The sequence below is a fragment of the Flavobacterium sp. FG19 genome (assembly GCF_057809475.1).
Window position 1 is genome coordinate 200,504 of the sequence record NZ_JBMDKA010000008.1, and the last position, 25,949, is coordinate 226,452.

Sequence of the window (25,949 nt, forward strand, 5' to 3'; positions counted from 1 at the left end):
TAACCAAATTATTATATAATTAACTTAGAGAAAAACATAATGTTACAAATCGAATTTGAAGAGCCTATCATAGAAACCTGCGAATGCTGTAATAACGAAATCATCAAGCTCACTCGTTTTGTATATAAAGATGAAGATGCTTTTGCTGTTTACTTTTTACAATTTACAAAAGGTCATCAGGATAAATTTGCAATTGGAATAATTAGTATCGGCGATTGGGGAACAGATGACGAGCCTAAAAACAGATTCTCTTTTCCTTTTAGACTTTGGACCAATGAGCAGAACGAATATCAGGTTGGTTTGATTGACAAGGAAGAATCGCCATGGAAAAGTGCTTTACTTGGCACTATTTTAGACCGAAAAGAAGCCTTACAACATCAGTGGATCGATGAAGTATTTCATATAACAGACCACATCGTAGAAGAAGATGAAATAGTAATAGAATATTTTAATTAACAAAATCCTCATGTTTGATACCCTAATAAACATCCTCCAAATTATAACGCTGGATTTCTTTACAGCCTTTGGTTTATATACCCTTCTGTATTTGATTACTTCTCTATTTATAAAAAAGCCCCTGCTTTCAAAAATCGACGAAGAAGCGGTTAATTTTATTGTTCTGTCAGGAATCGTATATTTTCTAAGCTGGATACTAAGTAACGGCATTTTGTATGCAGAAAGTAATGCGCAGGATCAAAACTTTATGAAAATCAGAATGTTTGGACCGTATTGGGCCGCATTTTGGCTGCAGCCTGTTTTATGGCTGTTTTTTACACAACTACTGCGATTGCAAAAAGTGAGAAAAAATGTTTTGTTAAGAATTCTTATCGGTCTTTTATTTCTATTTTCGATAGAACGGCTTGTTATTTTCATTACCAGTCTGCAGCGTGATTATCTTCCGGGTTCTTTCACCATGTACAATGATGCCGGCATTTACCCATCGAATTTTTTTCTTGCCCTGCTCCTGAAAGTAGTCGTGTTTTTATTATTTGTTGGAGTTTATTATCTAATAAAAAAATATTTTCTCAAAAGAGATTAACAGCTAAAACTATAGTTGTAAAACCAGCCAGCAGTTCTTTTGGGTAAGAATGTATGAGGCATCGGCTTTTTTAGGAGCCCATTTTCCATAGCTGGTATACTATGCTTTTTAAAATAGTTTTTATGAATATCGGGTTTTGCATTTAGGCGGATAATTGAAAAACGTCATTACATTTCGCCCTTCAAACTGAATGCAGTTAACGGAAATTACTTTTTATTCATTTTGATTTCCTTGTGTTTGTAGTATAATTTAGTGCACTTTTCATTATAGCCAAAATAGGTTTCTTCGGAGAAATTTTCTAAACTGGTACTTTTGATTTTCATTTTTGTCTTAATGGTTGGTATTTTGACTAATTTCTCTTTCCTTTCATCATAATAGTTCCAATTTCCAATATAATCATCCGTCAATAGGTTTACGCTCGATTCTCCGCTTCCATCATTCACAACATTTCCAAAATAATAGAAACTCATACCAATTAATTGTATTTTTTTTGTTTTGGAATTATATCTAAACTGATTTTTATAACCTGAACGCATCCAGTCATTAAAGAATATAAATCCGTTTTTTGATGCTGCAATTCCAGACATTTCATTTAAAATTTCAATTGGTTTACTTGATATCGATTTATAATGCAATGTTGATAATTTACAAACAATTGTCGATTTTGAAACGTCCATAAAAACAGTATCCTTTTTACCGTCAAAATCTATATCTTTTATCAGCTTATCTTGCCCAAATGAATAATTGGCCAGGATTAAGGCAAAAATTGCTGCGATTTGTTTCATCGTATTGGTTTCTTAAGTATTGCCTGACCATTGCTGTCAGGGTTTCATGACTTTGTGTTTTTATAATTTGATTTTTACGATTTTGAAATCTCCATTTTCATCTTCGTTCCACTTATCCTGTCCTACCAAATAGTATTTTCCTTTTTCTTTAATGATATGGTTTTCAAAATCTTTGTCATCAGATATGAATGCAGTTGTTTTAGCAATTTCATTCCAGGTTCCATTTTGAAAAGACTTAACCGAAATGTTTTTCCACCAGCCTTCATTTGTTCTGGAAAAAATTAAAATTTCATTTGCGTTGTCATGATTGACATCCTCGGTTTTCATAACCCAGACGCCTACTAAACGTTGTTCAAAACTTATTGCCGGGATATTTCTTTTAAACTCAATATTTATATAGCAGATTTTTTCGGCACACTCAATTTCATTCGTTTCATCATTCCATTTATAATATACAAAGGCAGTATCGTTAACTTTATCATTATCGATATCGCCAACAAAAAACTTTCGATTTTCTATTGCAATTTTCCGGGTAACAGGTTTTGCTGTTTTAGAATTGTCCGGAATGCTTTTTTTTGATTTAGTTTCACAACTGCAAACGATTAAAAGCAAAATTAAGAACCTGATTTTCATAATGATGTCTTTTATTTTTTCTCTCTCTTTTTCAATATACTTTACAAACAGGAATTGCAAATGGGCACTATCACGGTTTATTATGCTATTAAAAGACAAGTAAAGATAAGGGGAAATTCTTTAGCGGACAGATAATTTTAGACCGGCTGTAGTTTCAAAACTTTCTAACGCAACCATTTAGCTAAAAACACATCTATTTAATAAAAACTATAAAAGATGAGCAAAATTTTAACTTTAAGCATTATTACATTTTTACTTTTTAGCTGTTCTTCTGATAATTCCGAACTTCAGAAAGAAGAAACTTTAGATCTCGAACTGGCAAAAGGTCCTAATTCATCTAAAGTAAACCTGGCCATCGGTATCAAAAAAGACGCCGATTTAAGTTTAGTTTTTAAAACTATCAACGAACTCCATTTTGATATCCGGCAGATGAATGGTTTTGTTTATCTTTCTAATACACCTCAAAGCGGTGTTCCTGCTTTAATCGATTTGTACAATACAAAACCCTATGTAAAAACCGATGCCTGGGAAGCGACTCCTTATAGTATTTTTTATTTTGAAGAAAAAAACAAAACCTATATTGTTAACAGTTATTTTGAAATGAATGCAGACCATCAGCAAGATCTGCTTCAGTTAATTTCTTCATTAAAATTACAGGACCAGCAAAGCGAGACTAAAAACCTCGCATTAAGTATTCCCGAAGGCACACAGACCTACTGGAAAACACAAATGAAAAAATACGCTTTTGTAAAATGGACTGAAACCTTCGATCAGGTTTGTATATCCTATGAGGAAGCTCCTGTGATTTCAGCCGTTGTTCCTGCTTCCGGCAATGTAAACGAGAATATTCCAATTGAGATTGCTTTTACAACCCGTAACAGCTGCGGCAGTTTTGAATCGATCATTGAAACCAGTTCAGGAAATACGAAAACAATTGGCATAAAGGCAAAATACGAAGGCTGTTTCTGTTTTCAAAGTATTGGACAATTTAAAACTACTTATAATTTTAAAGCCGAAACACCGGGAACGTATATTTTAAAATTTCCACAGGCAGCAGGAGATTTCTTAACGTATTCGATTACTATTCACTAAAAATGAACTGTTTTTAAAATTTGGTTTATCTCAAATCTCTTTTAATTACTAAATACTTCAAATCAGTATCTCCCACATTTTTAATGCCGTGCTCCATATTAGAAGGGCAGTAAAAACTAGTATCAGGCCCGGCAGTTTTGGTTTTTCCGTCTAGATAGAACTCGGCTGTTCCTTCTAAAATATAGAAGAATTCTTCTTCGGGATGATGATGGGGTGCATGCGTCGATTTTCCCGGTTCGACAATACTCATTTTTAAAGTGTTTTCGAGTGTAAAATCTTTATCGGCAAACCAATATTGATAACCGACTTTGGTTTTCTTTGCTTTTTCAGGTTCAAAATGGTTGACACAGTTTTCGATAGTGTATTTCGGAGTTTCTTTTTTGGTTTCCTGCGCAAAGGTTATTTGCTGGAAAAATAAGACTGTAATTGTGGTTTTGAGGATAGTCAGCGTTTTCATTTTTTATTGTAATGTTACGAAAAAAATGAAAACAAAGGGTTGTATTGGTGTTTTTGTTATCCTGACGAAGAAAGGATCACTCAAAATTCTGAAAGCTAAATCGAGAATCTTTGTTAATTTTGTTTCCCACTCCCGATAGCTATCGGGATTGCAGATTTTTTTCTTTAATAATTAATAATTGACGATTAAATAGCGTGACCTTCGACTTCGCTTAGCCTGACAAAGGTTTTTCATTTTTTATATGTTCCGTTCCTACAGAACTCATTCGAAATACCGACCATTCATTCAACGGATTAATCCCGAAGCTTCGGGACGTTGCTACAATATTATTCATTCCTCCGTAATTTTTATAACAATAAAGAGCCGTAGGCTCGATAAATATTGTAGGGCCGGATTTCAATCCGGCTATGCAGAATCCACCCATTTAAAAAAGATCCGTAGGATCGAAACATATTTTAAACGTTTTTTAATATACCGTTCCTATGGAACTCTTTTATTATAACGATTACTCATTCAACGGATTGAAATCCGTTGCTACAATATCTTCCATTCCTAACGGAATTTTTACGCCAAAAAAGAGCCGTAGGCTCGATACATATTGTAGGACCGGATTTTAATCCGGTCATTCAGAATCCACCCATTTAAAAAGATCCATAGGATCGAAACATATTTTGCACACATTTTAATATGTAACGTTCCTACGGAACTCTTTTATTATAACAATCACTCATCCAACGGATTGAAATCCATGCTACAATATTTTCCATTCCTAACGGAATTGTTCCTGCTAAACTTTGTCAAAGTTTGAAACTTTGACAAAGTTCTTATGGAAAATATACCTTCTCTCCTAGCCCGGATCGAAATGACATCTCCCGATTTAGAAAAACAAGGCTTTTTAGCCGTAGTTTTTGTTAGTCGGGAATATAATGTAGAGCGGGACAAAACGTTCTTAAAAATGAAAAATATCCTGCTGCAAAAAAAAAAATAAAATTCGAAACTCCAATAAAATCAAGCCTTTTCAAACCATCTATAGTACAATAAGAAAATATTATGATAAAAATATTTTGAAATCCGAAAATCCGCCATACATTTGCCTAACAGTGTTAAACCATTTAATACTTAATCAAAATGGCTAGTAAAGATCGAATTTTAAGACAAAAAGAAGAGACAAGAAACAACATTCTTGGGGCTGCTTATGACATCGTAAAAGAAGACGGCTGGAATGGTTTAAGTATGCGCAAAATTGCTGACCGAATTGAATACACTGCCCCGATTATTTATGAATATTTCTCTAATAAAGATGCTATACTGACAGAATTAACCGGAAAGGGGTTTATTAAACTGGCAAAAGAATTAGAGAGTGCGAAAGCAAAATTTGAAAAACCTGAAGACCAATTAGAAGCCATGTGGATGGCCTACTGGGATTTTGCCTTTACGGATACCGAAATGTATCAGGTAATGTTTGGGGTTCAGATGAACTGCTGTTCGCAGAAATGTTCGCTTTCTGATGCACCGTATATGCTGTTTACAGCGGTTATTGCCGAGGTTATGAAAGACAGGAAACCCAGTCAGGAAGTCATTAAACAAAAGTATTTTACTTTCTTTTCTGTTATTCATGGTCTGATTGCTATCAACATCATTAACAAGAATGCCTCATTAGAAAGTATTAACAACCAGATTTTGAAAGATGCCATTGGCGGTATCATCAAATCGATACAATAAAAAGTTTTTTTTTGCCATTTTACTTAACAGTGTAAAATAATTTAAGGACTATATAAAATCCTTTTTTTTAGACCGTTACTTAACAGTGTTAGAAAATTTAATTAAGGTAATGCAGCGTTTTTTTACTCATTTACTTAACAGTGATAAATAATTTAATACCGATTTTAAAATAGAATCAAAAAAGTCAGCCGGATAGCAATTTGCGCACTTTTACTTAACAACGTTAGATAATTTAATTTAATTAGATATGAATCCCGAGAATGCCGGAATACCTAAAATTTTAACCCGAGAAAATGTTCAACCAATTAAAACCACTATGAAAATGAAAAATGTAATTATAACCAGTTTTATTCTGGCCTTGGTACTAAGCAGCTGTGCAGATAAAAATCAGGCACCCACTGCTCCGCCTCCACCGGTTTTACCAGTATTGGCTATCACAAGTGCAAACACTACTACAGACAATGAATATCCTGCTTCTATACAAGGAACTGTTGACGTTGAGATTCGTCCGCAGGTAAGCGGAAACCTGGACAGAATTTTTGTTGACGAAGGCGCTTATGTAAGCAAAGGACAGACTTTATTTAAAATAAACGAACGTCCGTTCCGTGAGCAGTTAAACAATGCCTTGGCAAGTCTTCATGCAGCTGAAGCGGCTTTAATCAACGCTAATTTAGAAGTTGATAAATTAACTCCTTTAGTTCAAAACAAAGTAGTTTCTGATTATCAGTTAAAAACGGCTAAAGCTTCTCAGAAAATTGCTGCTGCCAATATTGAGCAGGCAAAAGCAATGGTTGGTTCTGCTAAAATTAACTTAGGCTATACAAATGTAACAGCTCCGGTGAGTGGCTATATTGGAAGATTGCCTAAAAAACAAGGAAGTTTGGTTTCTGCTTCAGATATTGAGCCTTTAACTACTTTATCAGACGTTCATGAAGTATTTGCTTATTTCTCTTTAAGTGAAACCGATTTCATCAACTTTAAATCGAAATACGCTGGAAATTCTTTAGGCGACAAAATCAAAAAACTACCTCCGGTTAACTTGATTTTAGCTGACAATACTGATTATCCAAAAACAGGAAAAATCGATATGGTTGACGGTCAGTTTGATAAAACTACGGGCGCGATCACCCTAAGAGCAACTTTCCCAAACACAAACGGAACTTTACGTTCCGGAAACACAGGAAGAATCCGTTTAGGATTAAATCACGACGATGCGATTTTGGTACCACAGTCTGCTACAGTTGAAATGCAGGACAAAGTATTTGTATTTACTGTAGGTAAAGACAACAAAGTGACTAAAATGCCTATTACCGTTGTAGGGAAAAGCGGTACTAATTATTTAATTAAAGAAGGTGTAAAAACAGGCGACCAAATCGTGTTAAGCGGTATTGACAAACTTCAGGACGGACAAGCAATTCAGCCTGAAAAATCAACTAAAGTTGCCGAAGTAACTAACAAAAAATAATTCTAAAACACAATGTTCAAAATATTTATACAAAGACCTGTACTGGCAACTGTAATTTCCATTTTATTGGTTATTCTGGGGGTATTGGGTTTAACTAAACTGCCTTTACAACAGTTTCCTGATATTGCGCCTCCATCGGTTTTGGTAACGGCGGTATATCCGGGAGCCAACGCAGAAACGGTTTTACGTTCTGTGGCGCCTTCTCTGGAAGAATCTATAAATGGTGTAGAAAACATGACTTATATGAGTTCTACTGCCAGCAACGATGGTACTTTGGCGATTACTGTTTTCTTTAAATTAGGAACAGATGCCGATCAGGCTGCGGTAAACGTTCAAAACCGTGTGGCACAAGCAACAAGTCAATTACCGGCAGAGGTTGTTCAGCAAGGTGTTATCACAGCAAAACAACAGAACTCTTTCATCATGGCAATTGGTATGTACACCGAAGATGAAGCTAAATACGATCAGACTTTTGTTGCCAATTATGCTCAAATTAATATTATTCCGGAATTAAAACGTATTCCGGGTGTAGGTTCTGCCAGCATTTTTGGTGGTGTAAAAGATTACTCTATGCGTGTTTGGTTAAACCCGACACAAATGGCCACTCATAATGTTACGCCAAGCGAAGTTATGGGCGCAATTCAGGACAAAAGTCTGGAAGCTGCTCCAGGGAAATTTGGAGAGCGAAGCAAAGAAGTTTTTGAATACGTTATTAAATACAAAGGTAAACTTACCAAACCAGAAGATTATCAAAATATCGCGATTCGTTCCAACGCAGACGGTTCTGTTCTTCGTTTAAAAGATGTGGCGAGAGTTGAATTGGGTGCTTACTCTTACAACAGTTTAACGCGTTTAAATGGTAAAAAAGGAATTGTAATTGGTGTGATTCAGTTAGCGGGTTCTAACTCGAATGATATTCAGATTGCAATCAATAAAATGATGGAAAAGGCTTCTAAAGATTTTCCAAAAGGCATTAAGCACAATATATTTTACAGTACAAAAGTTTCTCTTGATCAATCTATCGAACAAGTTGAACATACTTTGATCGAAGCTTTTATTCTTGTATTTATTGTGGTATTTATTTTCCTTCAGGATTTTAGATCAACTTTAATCCCGGCTATTGCTGTACCTGTAGCAATTTTAGGAACGTTCTTCTTCATGCAGTTATTCGGATTTTCGATCAACCTTTTAACGCTTTTCGCCTTAATTCTGGCGATTGGTATTGTGGTCGATGATGCCATTGTGGTAGTCGAAGCGGTGCATGCGAAAATGGAGCATAAACGTTTGTCTCCAAAAATCGCAACCCATGAAGCAATGCACGAAATAACGGGTGCTATTATCTCGATTACGTTGGTAATGGCTGCTGTATTCCTGCCGGTTGGTTTTATGGAAGGCTCAACAGGAGTTTTCTATCGTCAGTTTGCCTTTACGATGGCAATCGCAATTGTAATTTCGGCTGTAAATGCCTTAACATTGAGTCCGGCGCTTGCTGCTTTATTCTTAAAAGACAATCACGGAGCACACGATCACAATGCGCCTTATGAGAAAAAAGGGTTTAAAGAGAAATTCTTTACCGCTTTTAACAGCAGTTTCGAATCGTTGACCAACCGTTACGTTGGCGGCATTAAATTCTTAATCAGAAAAAAATGGCTGAGTTTAGGCGGATTAGCCGCTATTACTGCTGCGACTATTTTATTAGTAAAAACAACTCCTGCCGGATTTATCCCGACAGAAGATCAGGGATTTATTGCGATTGCCGTAAATACGCCATCAGGAACTTCGCTTGACGGAACTCAAAAAGTAATGACCGAAGCCGAAAATACATTAAGAGGTTTAGACGCTTCAAGATTCGTAACTGCGATTTCGGGTTTTAACTTATTGACTAACTCCACGAGTCCGTCTTCTGCTGTAGTTTTCGTTTTATTAAAACCAAACGAAGAACGTGGAGAAGTTAAAAACATTGATGAAATCATGAATCAGGTTAGAGGTAAACTAGGCTCTATTTCAGGCGGAAGTTTCTTCGTATTCAGTTTCCCAACGGTTCCCGGATTTAGTAACGTTGAGGCTTTAGATTTAGTTCTGCAGGATAAAACAGGAGGAAAACTGGATAAATTCAGCGGCATTTCTCAGAATTTTATTGGTGAATTAATGAAACGTCCGGAAATTGCCGTTGCTTTTACCTCTTTCAAAGCCGATTATCCGCAATTACAATTGGAGGTTAATGACGAAAAAGCAAATCAATTAGGCGTAAATGTAAAAGACATTTTACAAACGATGCAGGCTTATTTTGGTAGCGCACAGGCATCAGACTTTAACCGATTTGGTAAATATTACCGTGTGGTTGTTCAGGCAGATATTGATGACAGAGCTGATCCTACCGCAATTGATCGTGTTTTTGTTAAAAACAAAACTGGCGAAATGGTGCCAATAAATACTTTAGTAAAACTAACCCGTATTTATGGTTCTGAAACCGCTTCACGATACAATCTGTTTAACTCAATTTCTATTAATGCCATTCCGAAACCTGGATTTAGTTCCGGAGATGCCATTAAAGCCATTGAAGAAGTAGCAGCACAACAATTGCCTGCAGGTTACGGGTTTGAATTCTCGGGCCAGACTCGTGAGGAGATTTCGTCCGGAGGACAATCTGCAACTATATTTTTACTGTGTTTGATATTCGTTTATTTCCTTCTTGCTGCACAGTACGAAAGTTACATTTTGCCTTTGGCGGTAATCTTATCAATTCCTGCAGGTATTTTTGGAGTATTTGTAGCTATTGGTTTAACCGGAATTGAAAACAACATTTACGTTCAGGTTGCTCTGGTCATGCTGATTGGACTTCTCGCCAAAAATGCCATTTTGATTGTGGAATTTGCGGTTCAGAAACGAAAATCAGGACAGGCTCTGGTAAAAGCTTCTATTGAAGCGGCAAAATTACGTCTGCGACCAATTATCATGACTTCTCTGGCTTTCGTAGTTGGTTTGGTACCCATGATGAGTGCCAAAGGGCCTTCAGCACAAGGAAATCATTCGATTAGTATTGGAGCGGCGGGCGGAATGCTTTCAGGAGTAATTCTAGGATTGTTTATTATTCCGGTATTATTCATCGTATTCCAGCATTTACAAGAAAAATTCAGCGGCAAACCAATCGCTGTAATTCATAACGAAGAAAAATAATAAATGGAAAACTATATCACAACCATTCTCGTAGCCATCATATTTGGCATCGGATATATATCGTACAGAATCTCAAGAGATCTTGAAACCAGAAAAGATACTTGTACAGAGTAATCTGTTGAGAAAAAAAATTAAACACATAGAAACATAGATTTTTTTTGCTTCTCGAAAGAATAGAGAAAGAAACTAGTTTCTAACACATAGAGCTATGTGAATTGATGCAAGTGAAACGCCTTTTATGCGGTTTCAAAAGCTATGTTTCTATGTGTTTAAAAAAAATTACACCCAAACAGGTTAAAGGAATTTTAATAAAAAGACTAAATGAAAAATCATATAACCAAAATCGTGACCTTCGCCATTCTGATCACGACTTTAATATCCTGTAAAGTCTCAAAGGATATTGAAACTCCAAAAGATGCATTTCCTGAGAATTTCAGGAATGCATCGGTTTCGGGTGATACAACCAGTATTGCCGATGTGGAGTGGAAAAACTTCTTTACAGAACAAGATATTATCAAATTAATTGACAGCGCCGTTGCCAGAAACAACGACCTTCAGATTGCCGAAAAGAATATCGAAATTGCACAATACCGTTTTACACAGTCCAAATGGGGAAATGTGCCTCAGGTTAACTTATTCGTAAACGCAAGTACAAGCAATCCGTCTGACAATAGTTTTACCGGATTGAACTTAAATCAGGCCATTGGTGCCAAACATATTGACGACTATTCTGCTGGAGCTTCTCTTTCCTGGGAGGCTGATATTTGGGGAAAGATCAGAAACCAAAAGAAAGGGGCTTACGCAGGATATCTTCAATCTGAAGAAGTAAAAAAAGCATTGCAGACTAATATTGTGGCCAATGTTTCCAGAGGATATTACAATCTTTTGATGCTGGATGCGCAATTAGACATTGCCAGACAAAATCTTCGTTTAAATGATAGTACAACGAATATTATCAAACTAAAATACGATGCGGGTCAGGTAACTACTTTAGCGATTCAACAATCGGAAGCGCAAAAATTAAACTCGGCGCAATTGATTCCGTTATTGGAACAAAATATTGCGATTCAGGAAAATGCTTTGAGTGTTTTAACAGGTTCTTTTCCGAATTTTAAAGAAAGATCTGTTCGTTTAAGCGCATTAGAAGTAAAACACAATACAGCAATTGGCGTTCCTTCCGCCCTAGTAAGCAGAAGACCTGATGTTAAAAGTGCCGAACTGGCTCTTAAAGCTGCCAACGCAAATGTCGGTATCACGAAAGCGGATTTATACCCAGCTCTCAGAATTACGGCTCAAGGCGGCGTTAACTCTTTTGAAACCAGCAATTGGTTCAACATTCCGGCTTCATTATTCGGAACTGTTGCGGGAGGTTTAACTCAGCCTCTTTTAAACAACAAAAGAGTGAGAACGCAATATAATATTGCTGTCGCAGAAAGAGAAAAAGCAGTTTTAAGTTTCAGACAATCGGTTTTGGTTGCGGTAAGCGAAGTTTCGGATGCTTTGGTTAAAGTGGAGAAATTACAGCAGCAGGAAACTTTCTTGAAAGAAAAAGTAAAAACATTACAGCAGGCGATTAAAAATGCTAATCTTTTATTCCAAAATGGTTTAGCCGAATATCTGGAAGTTTTAACTGCGCAAGCAAATCTTTTGCAAAGCGAATTGGAACTTGCTGATATTAAAAGACAACAGCTAACCGCTAATACAGAACTCTATCGTGCTCTGGGCGGCGGCTGGAAATAATACCCGTTACATTACCCGTTAATTATTTATTTTTTGAGATGAAAACGCTGTGGAACTTAGGTTTCATAGCGTTTTTTGTTTTTTGCCGCTAAGACGCAAAGGCGCGAAGTTTTTTTTTAATTCTCTCTCAGATTTTGCTGGTAGGGATAGATTTATTCTCATTTTTTGTCATTTCGACGAAGGAGAGATCTTCGCGAGAAACTCTACAAAGATTGCATTCTCGTTGCGGAGCTACTTGTTAAGATTTCTCCTTCGTCGAAATGACAAAATTGCGTTTATTTCTTATTTTTGAAAAAGAAAACTTTGTGTCTTCGATAATAAAAAAAAAATAAAATACTTTGTGCCTTTGTGGCTTTGTGGCAAAACCAACTCCAATCTATGACTTTCAATAATGAAACATACCTCAACAATCTAAAACAAACCATAGAAAGTTATTACCCGCTTTCTGATCTGTCTTGGAAACAGATAGAAAGTACTACACATTTCCAAACTCTTAAAAAGGGAGAAATCTTGTTACAAAACGGAGAAATTGCTAAAAATCTTCATTTTATTGCAAAAGGTGTTTTAAGAGCTTTTATTACAGACGAAGAAGGGAATTTCTATAATAAGAACCTTTTTATGGAAAATTATTTTGCGGGTTCCAAAGTTTCTTTGATGCTCCAAACTCCTTCTAATTTTACACTTGAAGCCTTGGAAGATTCCATTGTAATCAACATCAATTATAAAAGATATATGGAGCTGATTTATCAAAACGATGATCTTAAAAACTTCTATATCGCTCATTTGGAGAAAAACTGGATTATCGAAAAAGAACAAAGAGAAGTTGCTTTGGTAATGCAAAATGCAACAGAACGATATTTAACACTTCTTGAAAAACACCCAACAATTGCAGAGCGCGTTCCGTTGTTGCATATTGCTTCGCATTTGGGTATTACGCCGACACAGTTAAGCCGAATCAGAAAAAGTCTCGAAAAAGATTCGTGAATCAACATATGTAAAGGTTTTTCTGAGAGAACGGATTTATCTTTGTTCTACAATTTAAACTCGTCACAATAATGACCACTATAAATCTCATCAAAGACAATATTGACAATCTTACAACGCTTTGGAAAACCGTTGCAACTCCTCTACTTTCTTATCATACAAATGATTTTTTAGAATTTTCTCAAATCAAAAATTCGGGCTGGCCCAATAGATTATGGTTTCGGGAAGATATTAAAGAAGAAAATATGCCGCAGATTCTGAAAACTATTCATCAAAACCCAGGTTTAGTTGTTCCGTATTGGGATATTTTCGGAAGCGATTCCAAAGAAATTTTCGAAAAGAATGGCTTTCATATCCGAATTCAGCTTGTCGCAATGGCTTTAAAACTGGGAGAAAAATTTTCACTTCAAAACAATCTTACTTTTAAAAGAGTTTTAAATGAGGAAGATGCTAAAACCTGGTCAGATATTTATCCATTGTCTTTTAGCTATGTAATCAGCAAAGAAACTTTGGCTGCTAATTACGAAAATGCAAAATTTTATTTAGTTCATTTTGAAGGAAAAGCGATTGGAACCTTGACTCTTTTTCAAACCGACAACATAATGGGAATTCATGGTGTTGGTGTCGTTCCTGAAATGCGCAAGAGAGGCTTTGCGGAAGAAATCATGAAGTTTGCCATAAACGAAGCCATTGATGCCAGTTGTGAATATGCACAGTTACAAGCTTCAGCCTTAGGAAAAGGCATTTACACCCGATTAGGTTTTGAGGATTTGTTTACGATAACCAACTATCAATTAAGCTAAAAACCGAAAACTGCATTCATACTAAAACCATTACGGGTCACACTATAAAAAACAAACCCGGTATCTTTACAAATACCGGGTTTGTTCAACTCAAACTTAACTCAAAATAAACCGGATCAACTTATTTATTTCCCGATTGGGGTGAATTTTATAGCTGTTCCTCCTCCAGCTGCCAATTTGATATTTAAAACGGTTTGGTTATTTACTTTTTGTTTTGAAATTGTAACCGGATACGGATTGGTTTTATAATTGGCTCCTGTACCATCGGCATAGATTTCTGCTTCATATTCTTTTCCGGCATCTAAGAACGCTAAGGTTACTTTTAAATCCCTTGCCTTCTCGTTGGTAATAGAACCTAAATACCAGTTTTTCTCGTCCCAGTCTTTACGAACGATAGTGGTGTATTCTCCAATTTTAGAATCCAGAACTTTAGTATCAGACCAGGTACAAGGTACGTCTTTGATGAACTGGAACTCCGGTTTGCCAACATAATTCTCCGGTAAATCAGATGCCATTTGCAGCGGACTGAAGATAATAACATACAATGCCAGCTGATTGGCTAAAGTAGTCTGTACTCTTGCTCCTGATGGCGTTTTATAATCGAAGTTAAAATTCCCCGGAGTATAATCAAACGGTCCAGAAAGCATTCTGGTAAACGGCAGTGTTGTTAAATGTTGTGGTGTATTTCCTCCATCTACAGACCAGGCATTGTATTCCTGTCCTCTTCCGCCTTCCTGAGACATAAAGTTCGGATAAGTACGCTGCAAACCAGTTCCTTTTATAGGTTCGTGGTTGTCGATCATAATGTGGTATTTGGCCGCAGTCTCAATTACTTTTCTGTAATGACGGGCTGCATACTGACCATCGTGCCATTCTTTTTTATCCAGGTATTTGTTTACATAACCGGTTTTAACAGAATTGACCCCCATTTTCTGATACAGTTTAAAAGCATCTTCTAACTGGCTTTCGTAATGCTTAGAAGCTCCGGCTGTTTCATGATGTCCAATTAAACGAACATTTTTTATAGCGGCATATTTGGTGATTTCTTCTAAATTAAAATCAGGATAGGCTTTTACAAAACTAAAGGCACTTCCGTCCGCCGTCCAGTCACCGTCCCAGCCTTCGTTCCAGCCTTCCACCAGAACACCGTCAAAGTTGTTTTTCGCAGCAAAATCAATGTATTCTTTGGTGTTTTTTGTAGTAGCACCGTGTTTCGGTCCCTGTCCCCAGCTGAATTTCTCTAAATGCATTCCCCACCAGATTCCAATATATTTAGAAGGCGTAATCCAGGAAAGGTCTTCAATTTTTGAAGGTTCATTTAAATTCAGCATGATTGTGGAAGTAGCAACCTCACCCGGATTCTTACCTACAACAACCGTTCTCCATGGTGTTTTAAAAGGAGTTTCGGCATATACTTTCACACCGTCTTTCCAAGGTACCAGATCGCTTTTATATTGTTTATCATTTGTTTTTAAAAGGGTCATCGAAGCAAAATCAGTTAAATTGGCTTCGTGAATCGCTACATATAATTTTTCCTTGGTTTCAAAAGTCGCCGGTGTATTGATCGTATCGGTTTTACTAACCGGAGTTTTACGATACTCGCTTTCGTAATAACTGTTTTCACGGTGTACCGGAATCCACCAAACATCGTTATTGGATTTAAACGTAAACTGCGTGATTTCATTCGAAATTTTGACTTTCCCTAAATTAGGCTGTTTTGGAAATTCATAACGAAACCCTACTCCATCGTCAAAAACCCTGAAAATAATATCCACCAGACGTTCTTCTCCTTTTGATTCTTTTAGGTGAACAATCAGTTCATTGTGATGGTCACGCACTTTTTTAAATTCGCCCCAAGGCTGTTCCCACGTTTCATCTGCTGTTTTTTCTTCTGTAGAAACCACTTCAAAACCATCGGTCATTTTTTGAATTTCCTGAAATTCAAATCCCAGCAAAGAAGGTTCTATAACGGATTTTCCGTTTGAAAAAAAGCTGTATTGGGGCTGTCCTGACGGCGTTAGTTCAAAGATTAATTCGGTGATTTTTCCGGGCGAACTGATTTTATACGTTTTTTTAGTACTGCAGGCAAAAAGCAGCATGGAAGCTAAGGCGATTATACAGTATCTATATCTTATGTTTCTCATTATGTTTTTGGTATTAATTACGGCTCTTATTTTATTTCGTTTATTAACTGTTTTGCTTTTGCAGGCTGCATCGAAACAAAATAATTAAAAGCCTGGTCCAGCTTTTTCTGAACATCGGTATTCCCTTTCTTTTCTGTCCGCAGCGTGTACATTTTGCTTATTTCAGGAAAAACAGATTCGGTATTTTTAACCCCGGCAAAAGTTTTTACTTTTTCGATAAAAGTGTAGCCAAACTCCACTGTTGGTTCAAGCATAGTTCCTTCTCCAAAGTCATTCCACGTAATTAACTGCAGGTAGCTTAAATTGGCATTTTTAGCTAATTCAAGCGTTGCATCAAGGGTCGCACCGTTGTTATGCTCAATAGTCCATCCAATAGCTGCCCCGCCTCCGCCTTCGGCATAAAAATCTTTAAAACCAGGATAAGCGCCGCCCATGGCAACAGAAAGTTTAGGTTTTGTATTGGTATAAAAATTAGTCAGGAAACTGTTGTCTTTATATACCCAGGCGTATTCTCCCGAAGCATTTGCCCCGGCTTCTACAGACTGGTCCCAAAGCGTTAAAAAAGCCGGTTTTGTAGTAAGCGTATTAAAAACATTGGTCCATTCGGCCGGTGTTTGTAATACGATTGGTCCAAAATTCAGCAATAAAGGTTTTCCGTTTACTTTGATGTAATTGCTGTTTCCAAAACAGTTTTTTTCTAAATAGGCTAAATCGGTTTTGGCAGCACTGGTTACCGAAATGGCTTTTCCGGCATTAACGGCATTTGTTGTTACCCTGTCTTCATACACCATCGCATATTCTAAACCTACTTTATCAAGCATGGCAATAAGCTGTTCTGTATTTTCTTTTATCATTCGGTAATCGTTCACATCGTAGGTTCCGTACCAGTCGATTAAAACACCGTCAATTCCTGAATACTTCATCAATAACAAATGATTTTCGATCACATTTTTATCGCCCGAATGATACGGCCCGATAAGCGGATAATAATAGGAAGCAATTTCCCTGCGGTTATTGGCTCCTATTGTATTCGGGTTTTTGTTTGCCATTGTCCAGTGATAGCCCCATTTTTTATCGGTACTGCTTTCATTGGTTTCAAACCACGGCATATAATGAACATAAATTTTAGTGCTGTTTGTTTTTTCAACAGCGACCGGTTTTAGTATTTCCGGTTCTACAGGTTTATCTGAACCTTTGTCGTCACTGCTGCATCCGCAGACAGCTAAAATGCTCATTACTGCAAAAAACAAAAATGTGATATACTTTTTCATATACTTATTATTGACGTTTAAAAATAGGTCAGCCTTCCACGACTAACCAACATGGAAGACTGACATTCTGTAACCTAATTCACAGGATACCCAGGATTTTGTTTCAAATTTATATTGGTTGTTAACACAGTACTTGGAATTGGGAAAATAGCTCTGTACTGAGGCGTTGCTCCTTTTTCCCACCATGGCAGGAAGAAAGTTCCAAAACGAATGTTATCTGTTCTTCTTCTTCCTTCAAAAGTGAATTCTCTTAGTAATTCCTGATCGATAAAATCAAGATCAATTACGGCTGGCAGTTCCGCTCCTGCACGGGCTGTTACCTGCTGTACAAAAGGTTTTGCCAGATCCGGAGAACCTAAACGCACATAACATTCTGCCTGCATCATTAAGATCTCTGCATAACGAATTACAACTAAGTCGTGATCACGCTCCCAGGTTTCTCCGGCTTTCATTTCGTATTTCCCTAAACGAACTCCCTGATTGTCTTTGGCATCGGCTACACTGTTTACTTCTTCTGTATAAGTTAGCGGCTCTCCGTTATCCATTATAATTACGTTTCCGGTTGCCATATTGATCTGATCTCCGGCTACCATACATTTTTTTCTTTTATCTGTATCAGCAAAAGCGGAATAAACTCCCGGCTGGGCACACATACCATTGGCACTCCACGGATAATCGTTTCCTCCGGCCGACATGGTTAACCTGTGCAGATAGTGGCAGGACATGGAGTTCATATAATTTCCAACAGTTCCGGCTTTTGAATCGTAAGGGATTGCGAAAATAATCTCCGGTGATTTTTCATTTTCTGTAGCAAAATTGGTAAAGAAATCCGGCGTTAAAGTATACCCTGAAACTTTCTGACACATGTCGATACAATCCTGCCAGCGCGCTGTTCCGATAAAAGCTTCTGAATTAAGGTACAATCTCGCTAAAAGAGAATACGCTACATTTTTGGTCATTTTAGAATACACGACATTAGAGGCCAGATACGGAAGGGCATCTGTAAGTTCTTTTTCAACAAAATCGTAAACCTGTTTTCTGGTAGAATTGGCCGGAAGCGAAGTATCTTCAAAATCAACTACGATAGGCACATTTCCAAACATATCCAGAAGGTTGTAATAGTAATACGCTCTTAAGGCTTTGAGCTCAGCATAAATGGGAGCCTTGGCGCTTTCTGTTAACGACGATTTGTCTATTTGATAAATGATCGAATTGATTTTTGCAATCCCGGTATAATTATAACGCCAGGCTGAAAGAATCATACGGTTGTCTGCTTTCCAGGTGTGTTTTTGCGCATCCTGATACTGTCCGCCATCGTACCAGTTAGTTCCTCTGGTAGGAATAGTAGCTTCATCAGAAACGGTTTCATTTAAAAAGAACACATATTCGCAGGTTGGGTAGTTATTTGAAATCCCGTCGGCAAAACCTCTTAACGAAGAATAAGCCCCTCCAACCAACGCATCAACTTCTTTTGGAGTATTTCCAAAATTTCCGTCTTCTACTCTATCATACAGGTCTTCGCTTAGATCAGTACATGATATCGTAAAAAGCATACTTACTACTAATGCTCCTATTATTTTGATTTTCATTTTTTATATTTTTGAGTTAATCGCTTAGTTATTCAAAGTGAAATTTAATCCAACAGAAATCGTGGTTGGTCTCGGATAATTGTTGTACTTATCGATACCAGGCGCAGCTAATCCTGTCTGATCAGCACCATCCTGTGCATTTAAGCCAATCTCCGGATCTACTCCTTTGTATTTTGTAAACACAGCCAGATTTTCTCCCATGATGTACATTCTCAGTTTTGAATTTTTGAAGTTCAACGGTAAAGTATACCCTAACGAAAGTGTCTGTAATCTAAAGAAAGAAGCATCTTCGATCCAGTAATCCGAATATTTTGGAGGAGAAGTGATTCCGCTGTTTAAGAAATCATCCGGTACATTATAAGTTGGTAATCTCGTAGGATCGTTCAGCATCATATTCGTAGCGTTTAATGCTTTTTGTCCGAACATTCCATAACCAGAAATGCTAAGGTCAAAGTTTTTATACGTAAAGTTCATTCCGATACCTAAAGTCAAATCAGGCTGGATATTTCCTAAATCTGTTTTATCTGCATCTACCAAAGCATTTTCTGCCACGATTTCACCTGCAGCATTGTAATACTGGATTTTACCATCAGCATCAAGTCCTGCATTTCTGAATCCCCAGAAAGTTCCAACAGGATATCCTTCGGCAATAATTTGAGAATATTGTCCGGACATACCCGCTAAACCGTGTAATGAACCACTGTAGATAACATCTGTTTTATACGTTGGGTTTGATAATTTCTCAATTTTCTGAACGTTGTGTCCTAATGTTAAATTCGCATTCCACGTAAATTTATCTCCTCTTACGATATCGGCATTTAAAGTAAGCTCAATCCCTTTATTTGACATTTCTCCTACGTTAGCCAGCATTGTTCCCACTAAATAAGGCGGCTGCGGCACTTCGTAAGTATATAATAAATCATGTGTGTTTTTTTGGTACCATTCTAACGAACCGGTGATTCTGTCAAAAAGACCAAAATCGATACCGATGTTTAATTGTCTGGTAGATTCCCATTTCAAATCAGGATTTGGATTTTGTTTCGGAGAATAAGCCAAACTCCATCTTCCTGTAACCGGATCGTAGTAACTGTCGTTTCCAACTCCTAAAATAGAAAGTGATTTGTATTCACCAATTCCGTCCTGGTTACCCGTAACTCCATAACCTGCTCTTAATTTTAAAGATCCCAACCAGTCTTTAGTACCGCTCATGAAATCCTCGTTAGAAATTTTCCAGGCCACAGAAGCAGACGGGAAAGTTCCCCATTTGTTATTTTCTCCAAAACGGCTTGATCCGTCTCTTCTTACCGTTGCTGTAAGCAGATATTTTCCGTCGTAGTTATAGTTGGCACGGGCATAAAAAGAAACCAGATTTGATTTTCCTTTATAGGAATACACATCGCCCAGACGATAGTTATAACCGGCACCTAAATTATTGTAGCCGAAAGCATCCGTCACGAAACCGGAACGCTGAGCCCCAAAACCTTCATAAATATTTTCAAGATAAGAATACCCCGCAAGAGCGCTTATATTGTGTTTATCGATTACTTTAGAATAGTTTACATACAATTCTCCCTGTGCATTAGTATATTCAGCATACGTTCTTTGTGCATATCCCGACTCCGAACGGCCTTCCAGAATAGCATACGTTGGTTTGTAAGTTCCGCCTTTTACCGCATTATGTTCTAATGAAATATTAGCAACAGCCTGGAAATCATTTAAGAATTTCACTTCTGTTTTAAAATACCCTAAAAGTCTGTGTCTTTCATTATCAACTGTTCTGTTGGTTAAAATTTCAACCGGATTCTCATAAAGGTTGTAGTTCACACTGGTAAAGTTTCCGTTGGCATCATAAACCGGAATTGTTGGGTTTAAGTTATAAGCACGTTCGAAAATTCTGTAATCAATCGGGTTCCATTTATCGATATTGGCCATTAACCCCATATCAAATTTTACATCTTTATTATCCCCAAGATACTGGTAAGCATTTACGTTCCCGCTGATTCTTTCCAGTCCTGATTTTTTAATAATTCCCTGATTGTCCAGATACGCAATAGAAGCTCTGAAACCGCTGTCGGCTTTTCCTGAATTAATACTTAAAGTATGTGACTGTGAAATGGCAGTCTGTTCTATCGCTTTCTGCCAGTTGGTATTTCCTCCAAAATCAACCGCATCTTTGTTTCCTGTCTGGCGCACATAAGCTCTCCATTGGTTTGCTGATAAAAGGTCTAAATTATCGGCTGCATAACCAATACCTGTCTGACCATTATATACTACCGAAACTCCTTTTGTTCCTGATTTGGTTGTAATAATAATTACCCCGTTTGCTCCTCTTGAACCGTAAATAGCCGTTGCAGAAGCGTCTTTAAGAACGTCAATAGATTTAATATCGGCTGGCTGAACGACATTGATATCGACACCGGCAATTCCGTCCACTACAATAAGCGGACTGTTGCTGGCCGTTAAAGAAGTTCCTCCACGTAAACGGATAGTAGAACCCGCAGCAGGATCTCCCGAAGGACGAATGATATTTAAACCTGCTACTTTTCCCTGAAGTACCTGCTCGGTAGAGGAAATAGTTCCTTTTACTAAATTATCAGCGGTTACAGTCGAAATTGCTCCTGTTAAATCTGATTTCTTCTGAGTACCGTACCCTACAGAAACCACCTGAACTTCTGCCAGCTGATAACCGTCATTCTGCAGGCGAACCTCTAATTTAGAACTCGAAGCCGTTATCTGAACTTTTTGAGTAGTTGACCCGATAAACGAAACTTCAATCGAACCTCCTACGGCTACCTCCAGCGTAAATTTACCATCAAAATCAGTAGTCGTGGCGTTTCTGGTTCCGGTTTCAAGTACCGAAGCTCCCGGTAAAACCGTACCTGTATTGTCGTAAACGGTACCTGTAATCAGTTTTTTTCCCTGAGCAGACATTCCTGCCGAAAGAAAAAGCATGAAAATCATGAATACCAGCGATTTACTAGTCCACAATTGCTGCAGGACTAATTTTTTATTTTTACTATTCATTAGAATTGATGTTTTAATTTAATAGTGAATTATTTGTCTAAGGTTTTAAGAGGGATAGTCGTATCCGAAATAGTTTTGTCTTTATTGTCTTTGACCAAAACATGGATTTCGCTTAAAACCGGAGAATCTTTTAGTTCTGAAACTAAATTGACAAATCCTTTAATCTCTGCCGTTCCTCCTGTAAACTCACCTGAAATTGTTTTTGCACCGGCTGTAATGGTGTAAATAAGTTTGTTTACCCCCGGCTCATTATTTTTTCTGTAAATACCCAGGAAATCTTTCTGACTGATTTGTAAAGGAAAAAATCCAAATACCGGTGCCGGCGGCGGTTCATAAGCTCCTGCATATAAAACCTGATCCGGAATAGTTCCTGCCCAGTCGTCTTTCACCATCAGGAAAACCAGATTTTCCATAACATAACCGTCCGGTGCATTGTAATAGGTTTTGGGAACTAAATCCATTTTGTAGAAACCGTTTCCTAAATCTTTTAGCTTTGTTTTTTCAACAATTTCCGGTAACCATGACTGGTATTCCTGCTTAATGTCCCAGTTGTTCAGTCCGCTGTGCATATGAACGCTTGTGGCACCTGCAAAGCCCGGGGCTAAATTGGCATTAAATAAAATACTCACTCCTTTGTCTAAAGTTGGTTTTGTAGGATACGCTCTGATTAACTCATTGGCAGTGTAAAAAGAGGAGAAATCCGTATACGGCATATTGGCCACTTCACTTTGTTTTGATCCGTTTTTGTTTTTCAAACGGAACCAGAAACCGGCACTTGCTGCAATTTCTTCGGGTGTTCTGGAGAAATAAGCGGTTGGTGTTAAGGTAAAACTCCATATTTTATTTCCTTCGTATTTCAGTTTGGCAAAATCAGAGGAGTTTTCCCAATTGTTAGCATCCGGTTCTGATGGTGACCAGATCCAGATGTATAGATCTTCTGTTTCTAAAAAGGTAGTTCCCGAAAGGTCAAAATACCAGGTAACCTGCTCATCATATTTGTATACTACCGGAAATGATGACATTGCACCCACAGCTCCTGCGGCTTCTTGTGCCTTAGTAAAATTAGGAGCCATCAAAAGGGCAAGTAAAATTGTATATAGAAATTTTTTCATATTACTTTTTAATTAATAGCATTTAATTTAAATACATAAGTCACAAACGCAGTTCCTCCTGAAGCATGTACCAGCTGGATTTCCATTTCACCATTGTTCCCCGGAACGGAGGTTACTTTAAGTTCGTCTGTTTTTTGAGTTTTCTGAGCATCACTGTACAAGTAGATTTTTACAGGAGCCGAATTGGTTTGTGGAAAGTCAGAGCTTAATTCCCAATATCCTTTTGGAGCAAATAAAGGAGGAACATTTCCTGTTACTTCATAACTTGTAGGGTTGTTTTTTCCGTCTACGCTGAAATTGATCTTAAAGTCCTCGTAGTTAAAAAAAGTACTCAGGTTTTCTTCGCTTGGTTCGATCTTATTTGTCTTGGCAAATTCGTCAACCATTTTCAGATTTGCTAATCCCCAATTCCCGTTTACCTTTTCATAAACAGTAATTGGATCAACGTAGCTTCCGTCTTCTGTATTGTCGCAGCTAATGCCGAAAAAACACATAAAAAGAGCTATCCAATAATAACTTTTACTTCTCATAAATTTTTGGTTTTTGTTAGTTTTTAATCCTTTCAAAAGGACAATACGAAACTAGAAGTTAAATAAATCTAAAAAAAAACATCTGTGAAAAATCAAGATGTAATTCAGGTATTTTCAAAAACAAAATACTGATTACCAGTATTTTATATTATTTTTATTTTCCTAAAAATCAAGGTCTTGTTTAGATCAAAACAGCTGGTTAAATAATGGTAAATATGACAATATGGAAATTTTATGTGAATATTTTTTCAGTATGCATATATATAACCGCTTTTTATTGTATAATTGCAAATAATTAAAGCTCTTTTAACATTTAAAGGCTTATTTTCAGGCACATTGACGATTTTTTACATAAAATTCCCTGATGTCTATTCTCAATTCCGGAAACTGTTAATCATCGGTTTTTAACTAACTTTGACTTTAAACGAATTAACCCAAACCATAAATTATCTTACCTAAAACCACCACCAAACCATGCAAAAAATATTCTTTCTATATTTTTTCATTGCGGGTTTTTCTCTAACTGCGAAAGAGACTAATCCGGTTCTTGAAGAATTAGATAATGTACTGCTGAAAAAAGATGTTTACTTAAAACAGAAATATCGTAAAATTGAAGCTCTGAAAAAGAATGTTTCAAAATATACCGTCAGCCAGAATAATGAAGAGCTTTACAATACCTATATGTCTCTGTTTGATGAATACAAATCCTTCAAATACGACTCGGCTTATTACTATCTGGAAGAAGCCAAGATCAAAGCCAAAATCCTGAAAGATCCTAAGTTTTTATCCAAAAGCCGTATCAAAGAAGGTTTCGTACTGCTTTCATCCGGACTTTTTAAAGAAGCGATTGATACACTTAACGTTATTGACGACCAAAAACTAGATCAAAAAAACAAATTCGAATACTATAATATAAAAGCCCGTGCTTATTATGATCTGGCCGATTATAACCGTGACCAGCGGTTTAACATTCACTATGTACAGCAGGGTAATCACTTCCTGCAGAAAGCCCTGGCACTAATTGGAACGAATACAAACGAATACTGGGCCGCTGAAAGTTTAAAACGATTGAAACAGCAGGACTGGCGTGGTGCCGAATTTGCTTTCAGTTACTGGATCAACAATTACAAACTGCCGCCGGATTATTACGGAATCGCAACTTCGAGCCTTGGTTATATTTATTCTGAAAGAGGTTATACCAAAAAAGCCATTTATTATCTGGCCCTGGCCGCTATTGCCGATGTTAAAAATGCTACGAAAGAGACCGTTGCGCTTCGGAATCTGGCCAATGAACTTTTTAAAATGGGTTATCTGGACAAAGCCAATGAATATATCAGTATTGCCATGGATGATGCGACTTTTTATAACGCCAGGCATCGTAAAATTGAGATTTCCTCTATCCTGCCTATTATTGAAAAAGCACAACTGAATAATGTAAAGGATAAAAATGACAAACTGGAAAAGATCATCATTCTGCTGACGATCCTGACGCTCATTATCATTTTGTTTTCTGTTATCATTTTCAAGCAGCTCAAAGAGAAAAACAAAGCCCGTAAAATAATGGCTTCATCGTACGCCCAGCTGCAGGAAATGAATGTGAGTTTAAGTGAGGCCAATGCCATTAAGGAAGAATATATTACTTATTTTATTAAAGCAACTTCTGCCTTTATCAATAAAATTGACCATATACAGAAAAGTACGCTTCATAAAATTATCACCAAAAAAACAGATGAAGTTATTGCAAGCCTGAAACGTTATAATGTTAAGGAAGAAAGAGAAAACCTTTTCCATCAGTTTGATGAAATTTTCCTTAAACTGTTCCCTACTTTTGTAACTGATTTTAATAATTTGTTCCCTAATGATCATAAATGTATTGTGAAAAAAGGGGAATTATTAAATACCGAACTCCGCATTTTTGCCCTGTACCGTCTCGGAATCCAGGACAGCAGTCAGATGGCCGAATTTCTGGAACTTTCTGTAGCTACCATTTATACCTATAAAACCAGAATCAAGAGCAAATCTGACTTTAAAGATACTTTTGAAGAGAAGATTATGGCGATTAAGACGATCTAAGCTGCTGAGGGACTAAGTTTTTAGATTACAAAATGTTTTAAATTTTAAATAAAATGAGCAGTCTCAAAAGGGCTGTTCATTTTTTGTATGCTTCAAAGAAGCGAAATATTTATAGAAATTGTATTTATCATCAAAAAGAAAGCTTCAGCGGAGCGACATCTTTTTTTACAATACCGAAATATTTCGCTCCACCGGAGCTCTTTTGTGTCCGTATTATTGATTTCTATAAATATTCTACCCCTCCGGGGCTTATCATAGTATTTTTTTAGCAAATAAATTTTAAATAAAAGGGCTGTCCCAAAAGGCTGC

The 25,949-nt window shown here is 36.9% G+C and carries 21 protein-coding genes; 11 read left to right on the plus strand and 10 right to left on the minus strand.

Going from position 1 to position 25,949, the window contains the following annotated elements:
• Nucleotides 1–39 precede the first annotated feature (39 nt).
• Both ACODST_RS10540 and ACODST_RS10545 read left to right on the plus strand, forming a co-directional pair.
• Entirely contained in the window at nt 40–456 is a 417-nt protein-coding gene (locus ACODST_RS10540) for a hypothetical protein (RefSeq protein WP_488932079.1), read from the plus strand.
• Between the two features lie 10 nt (nt 457–466).
• A complete protein-coding gene (locus ACODST_RS10545) occupies nt 467–1,039 on the plus strand; it encodes a hypothetical protein (protein ID WP_488932080.1) in 573 nt (190 codons plus the stop codon).
• A gap of 206 nt (nt 1,040–1,245) precedes the next feature.
• Here ACODST_RS10545 and ACODST_RS10550 read toward each other — a convergent pair whose 3' ends face one another.
• Together ACODST_RS10550 and ACODST_RS10555 are read right to left on the minus strand one after the other, a co-directional pair.
• Nucleotides 1,246–1,824: a hypothetical protein gene (locus ACODST_RS10550; RefSeq protein WP_488932081.1), complete on the minus strand. Its 579-nt coding sequence runs from the start codon at nt 1,822–1,824 to the stop codon at nt 1,246–1,248.
• A 60-nt stretch (nt 1,825–1,884) separates the two neighbouring features.
• The gene (locus tag ACODST_RS10555) at nt 1,885–2,457 is read right to left on the minus strand and encodes a hypothetical protein (protein WP_488932082.1); all 573 of its coding nucleotides are present in this window, start codon (nt 2,455–2,457) and stop codon (nt 1,885–1,887) included.
• Nucleotides 2,458–2,673: 216 nt separating this feature from the next.
• Between ACODST_RS10555 and ACODST_RS10560 the strand changes: the two genes are divergently transcribed.
• On the plus strand, nt 2,674–3,549 hold the full coding sequence (locus ACODST_RS10560; RefSeq protein ID WP_488932083.1) for a hypothetical protein: 876 nt from the start codon (nt 2,674–2,676) through the stop codon (nt 3,547–3,549).
• A 25-nt stretch (nt 3,550–3,574) separates the two neighbouring features.
• Here ACODST_RS10560 and ACODST_RS10565 read toward each other — a convergent pair whose 3' ends face one another.
• A complete protein-coding gene (locus tag ACODST_RS10565; RefSeq protein ID WP_488932084.1) occupies nt 3,575–4,006 on the minus strand; it encodes a cupin domain-containing protein in 432 nt (143 codons plus the stop codon).
• A gap of 211 nt (nt 4,007–4,217) precedes the next feature.
• Nucleotides 4,218–4,340, minus strand: coding sequence for a hypothetical protein (locus ACODST_RS10570; RefSeq protein ID WP_488932085.1), 123 nt, complete (start codon nt 4,338–4,340; stop codon nt 4,218–4,220).
• A gap of 492 nt (nt 4,341–4,832) precedes the next feature.
• On the opposite strand from ACODST_RS10570, the gene ACODST_RS10575 reads away from it, so the two are divergent.
• The 7 genes from ACODST_RS10575 to ACODST_RS10605 all read left to right on the plus strand — a co-directional run bounded on the left by ACODST_RS10575 (nt 4,833) and on the right by ACODST_RS10605 (nt 13,897).
• Nucleotides 4,833–4,994 carry a hypothetical protein gene (locus ACODST_RS10575; RefSeq protein WP_488932086.1) on the plus strand — a complete coding sequence of 54 codons (162 nt, stop codon included), beginning with the start codon at nt 4,833–4,835 and terminating at the stop codon, nt 4,992–4,994.
• A 140-nt stretch (nt 4,995–5,134) separates the two neighbouring features.
• A complete protein-coding gene (locus ACODST_RS10580; RefSeq protein ID WP_488932087.1) occupies nt 5,135–5,728 on the plus strand; it encodes a TetR/AcrR family transcriptional regulator in 594 nt (197 codons plus the stop codon).
• A gap of 247 nt (nt 5,729–5,975) precedes the next feature.
• Complete coding sequence (locus ACODST_RS10585; protein ID WP_488932088.1) at nt 5,976–7,193, plus strand: efflux RND transporter periplasmic adaptor subunit; 1,218 nt, start codon at nt 5,976–5,978, stop codon at nt 7,191–7,193.
• Nucleotides 7,194–7,205: 12 nt separating this feature from the next.
• Nucleotides 7,206–10,370, plus strand: coding sequence for an efflux RND transporter permease subunit (locus ACODST_RS10590; RefSeq protein ID WP_488932089.1), 3,165 nt, complete (start codon nt 7,206–7,208; stop codon nt 10,368–10,370).
• Nucleotides 10,371–10,691: 321 nt separating this feature from the next.
• Nucleotides 10,692–12,110, plus strand: a complete 1,419-nt coding sequence (locus tag ACODST_RS10595) for a TolC family protein (RefSeq protein WP_488932090.1) — start codon at nt 10,692–10,694, stop codon at nt 12,108–12,110.
• 378 nt (nt 12,111–12,488) lie between these two features.
• On the plus strand, nt 12,489–13,094 hold the full coding sequence (locus ACODST_RS10600) for a Crp/Fnr family transcriptional regulator (protein ID WP_488932091.1): 606 nt from the start codon (nt 12,489–12,491) through the stop codon (nt 13,092–13,094).
• Nucleotides 13,095–13,165: 71 nt separating this feature from the next.
• Complete coding sequence (locus ACODST_RS10605; RefSeq protein ID WP_488932092.1) at nt 13,166–13,897, plus strand: GNAT family N-acetyltransferase; 732 nt, start codon at nt 13,166–13,168, stop codon at nt 13,895–13,897.
• Between the two features lie 125 nt (nt 13,898–14,022).
• Here the strand turns inward: ACODST_RS10605 and ACODST_RS10610 are convergent, their stop codons facing one another.
• The 6 genes from ACODST_RS10610 to ACODST_RS10635 all read right to left on the minus strand — a co-directional run bounded on the left by ACODST_RS10610 (nt 14,023) and on the right by ACODST_RS10635 (nt 23,567).
• Nucleotides 14,023–16,041, minus strand: a complete 2,019-nt coding sequence (locus ACODST_RS10610) for a glycoside hydrolase family 97 protein (RefSeq protein ID WP_488932093.1) — start codon at nt 16,039–16,041, stop codon at nt 14,023–14,025.
• A 26-nt stretch (nt 16,042–16,067) separates the two neighbouring features.
• Complete coding sequence (locus ACODST_RS10615) at nt 16,068–17,312, minus strand: glycoside hydrolase family 99 protein (RefSeq protein ID WP_488932094.1); 1,245 nt, start codon at nt 17,310–17,312, stop codon at nt 16,068–16,070.
• Between the two features lie 74 nt (nt 17,313–17,386).
• Nucleotides 17,387–18,901 (minus strand): RagB/SusD family nutrient uptake outer membrane protein, encoded by a 1,515-nt coding sequence (locus tag ACODST_RS10620; protein WP_488932095.1) that lies wholly within the window; start codon nt 18,899–18,901, stop codon nt 17,387–17,389.
• Between the two features lie 24 nt (nt 18,902–18,925).
• Complete coding sequence (locus ACODST_RS10625) at nt 18,926–21,925, minus strand: SusC/RagA family TonB-linked outer membrane protein (RefSeq protein WP_488932096.1); 3,000 nt, start codon at nt 21,923–21,925, stop codon at nt 18,926–18,928.
• A 29-nt stretch (nt 21,926–21,954) separates the two neighbouring features.
• Nucleotides 21,955–23,037 (minus strand): hypothetical protein, encoded by a 1,083-nt coding sequence (locus tag ACODST_RS10630; protein ID WP_488932097.1) that lies wholly within the window; start codon nt 23,035–23,037, stop codon nt 21,955–21,957.
• An 8-nt stretch (nt 23,038–23,045) separates the two neighbouring features.
• Nucleotides 23,046–23,567, minus strand: coding sequence for a DUF5004 domain-containing protein (locus ACODST_RS10635; RefSeq protein WP_488932098.1), 522 nt, complete (start codon nt 23,565–23,567; stop codon nt 23,046–23,048).
• Between the two features lie 474 nt (nt 23,568–24,041).
• Here ACODST_RS10635 and susR point away from each other — a divergent pair, with 474 nt between their 5' ends.
• Complete coding sequence (susR, locus tag ACODST_RS10640; protein ID WP_488932099.1) at nt 24,042–25,640, plus strand: SusR family glycan utilization regulator; 1,599 nt, start codon at nt 24,042–24,044, stop codon at nt 25,638–25,640.
• The last annotated feature ends 309 nt before the right edge of the window (nt 25,641–25,949 follow it).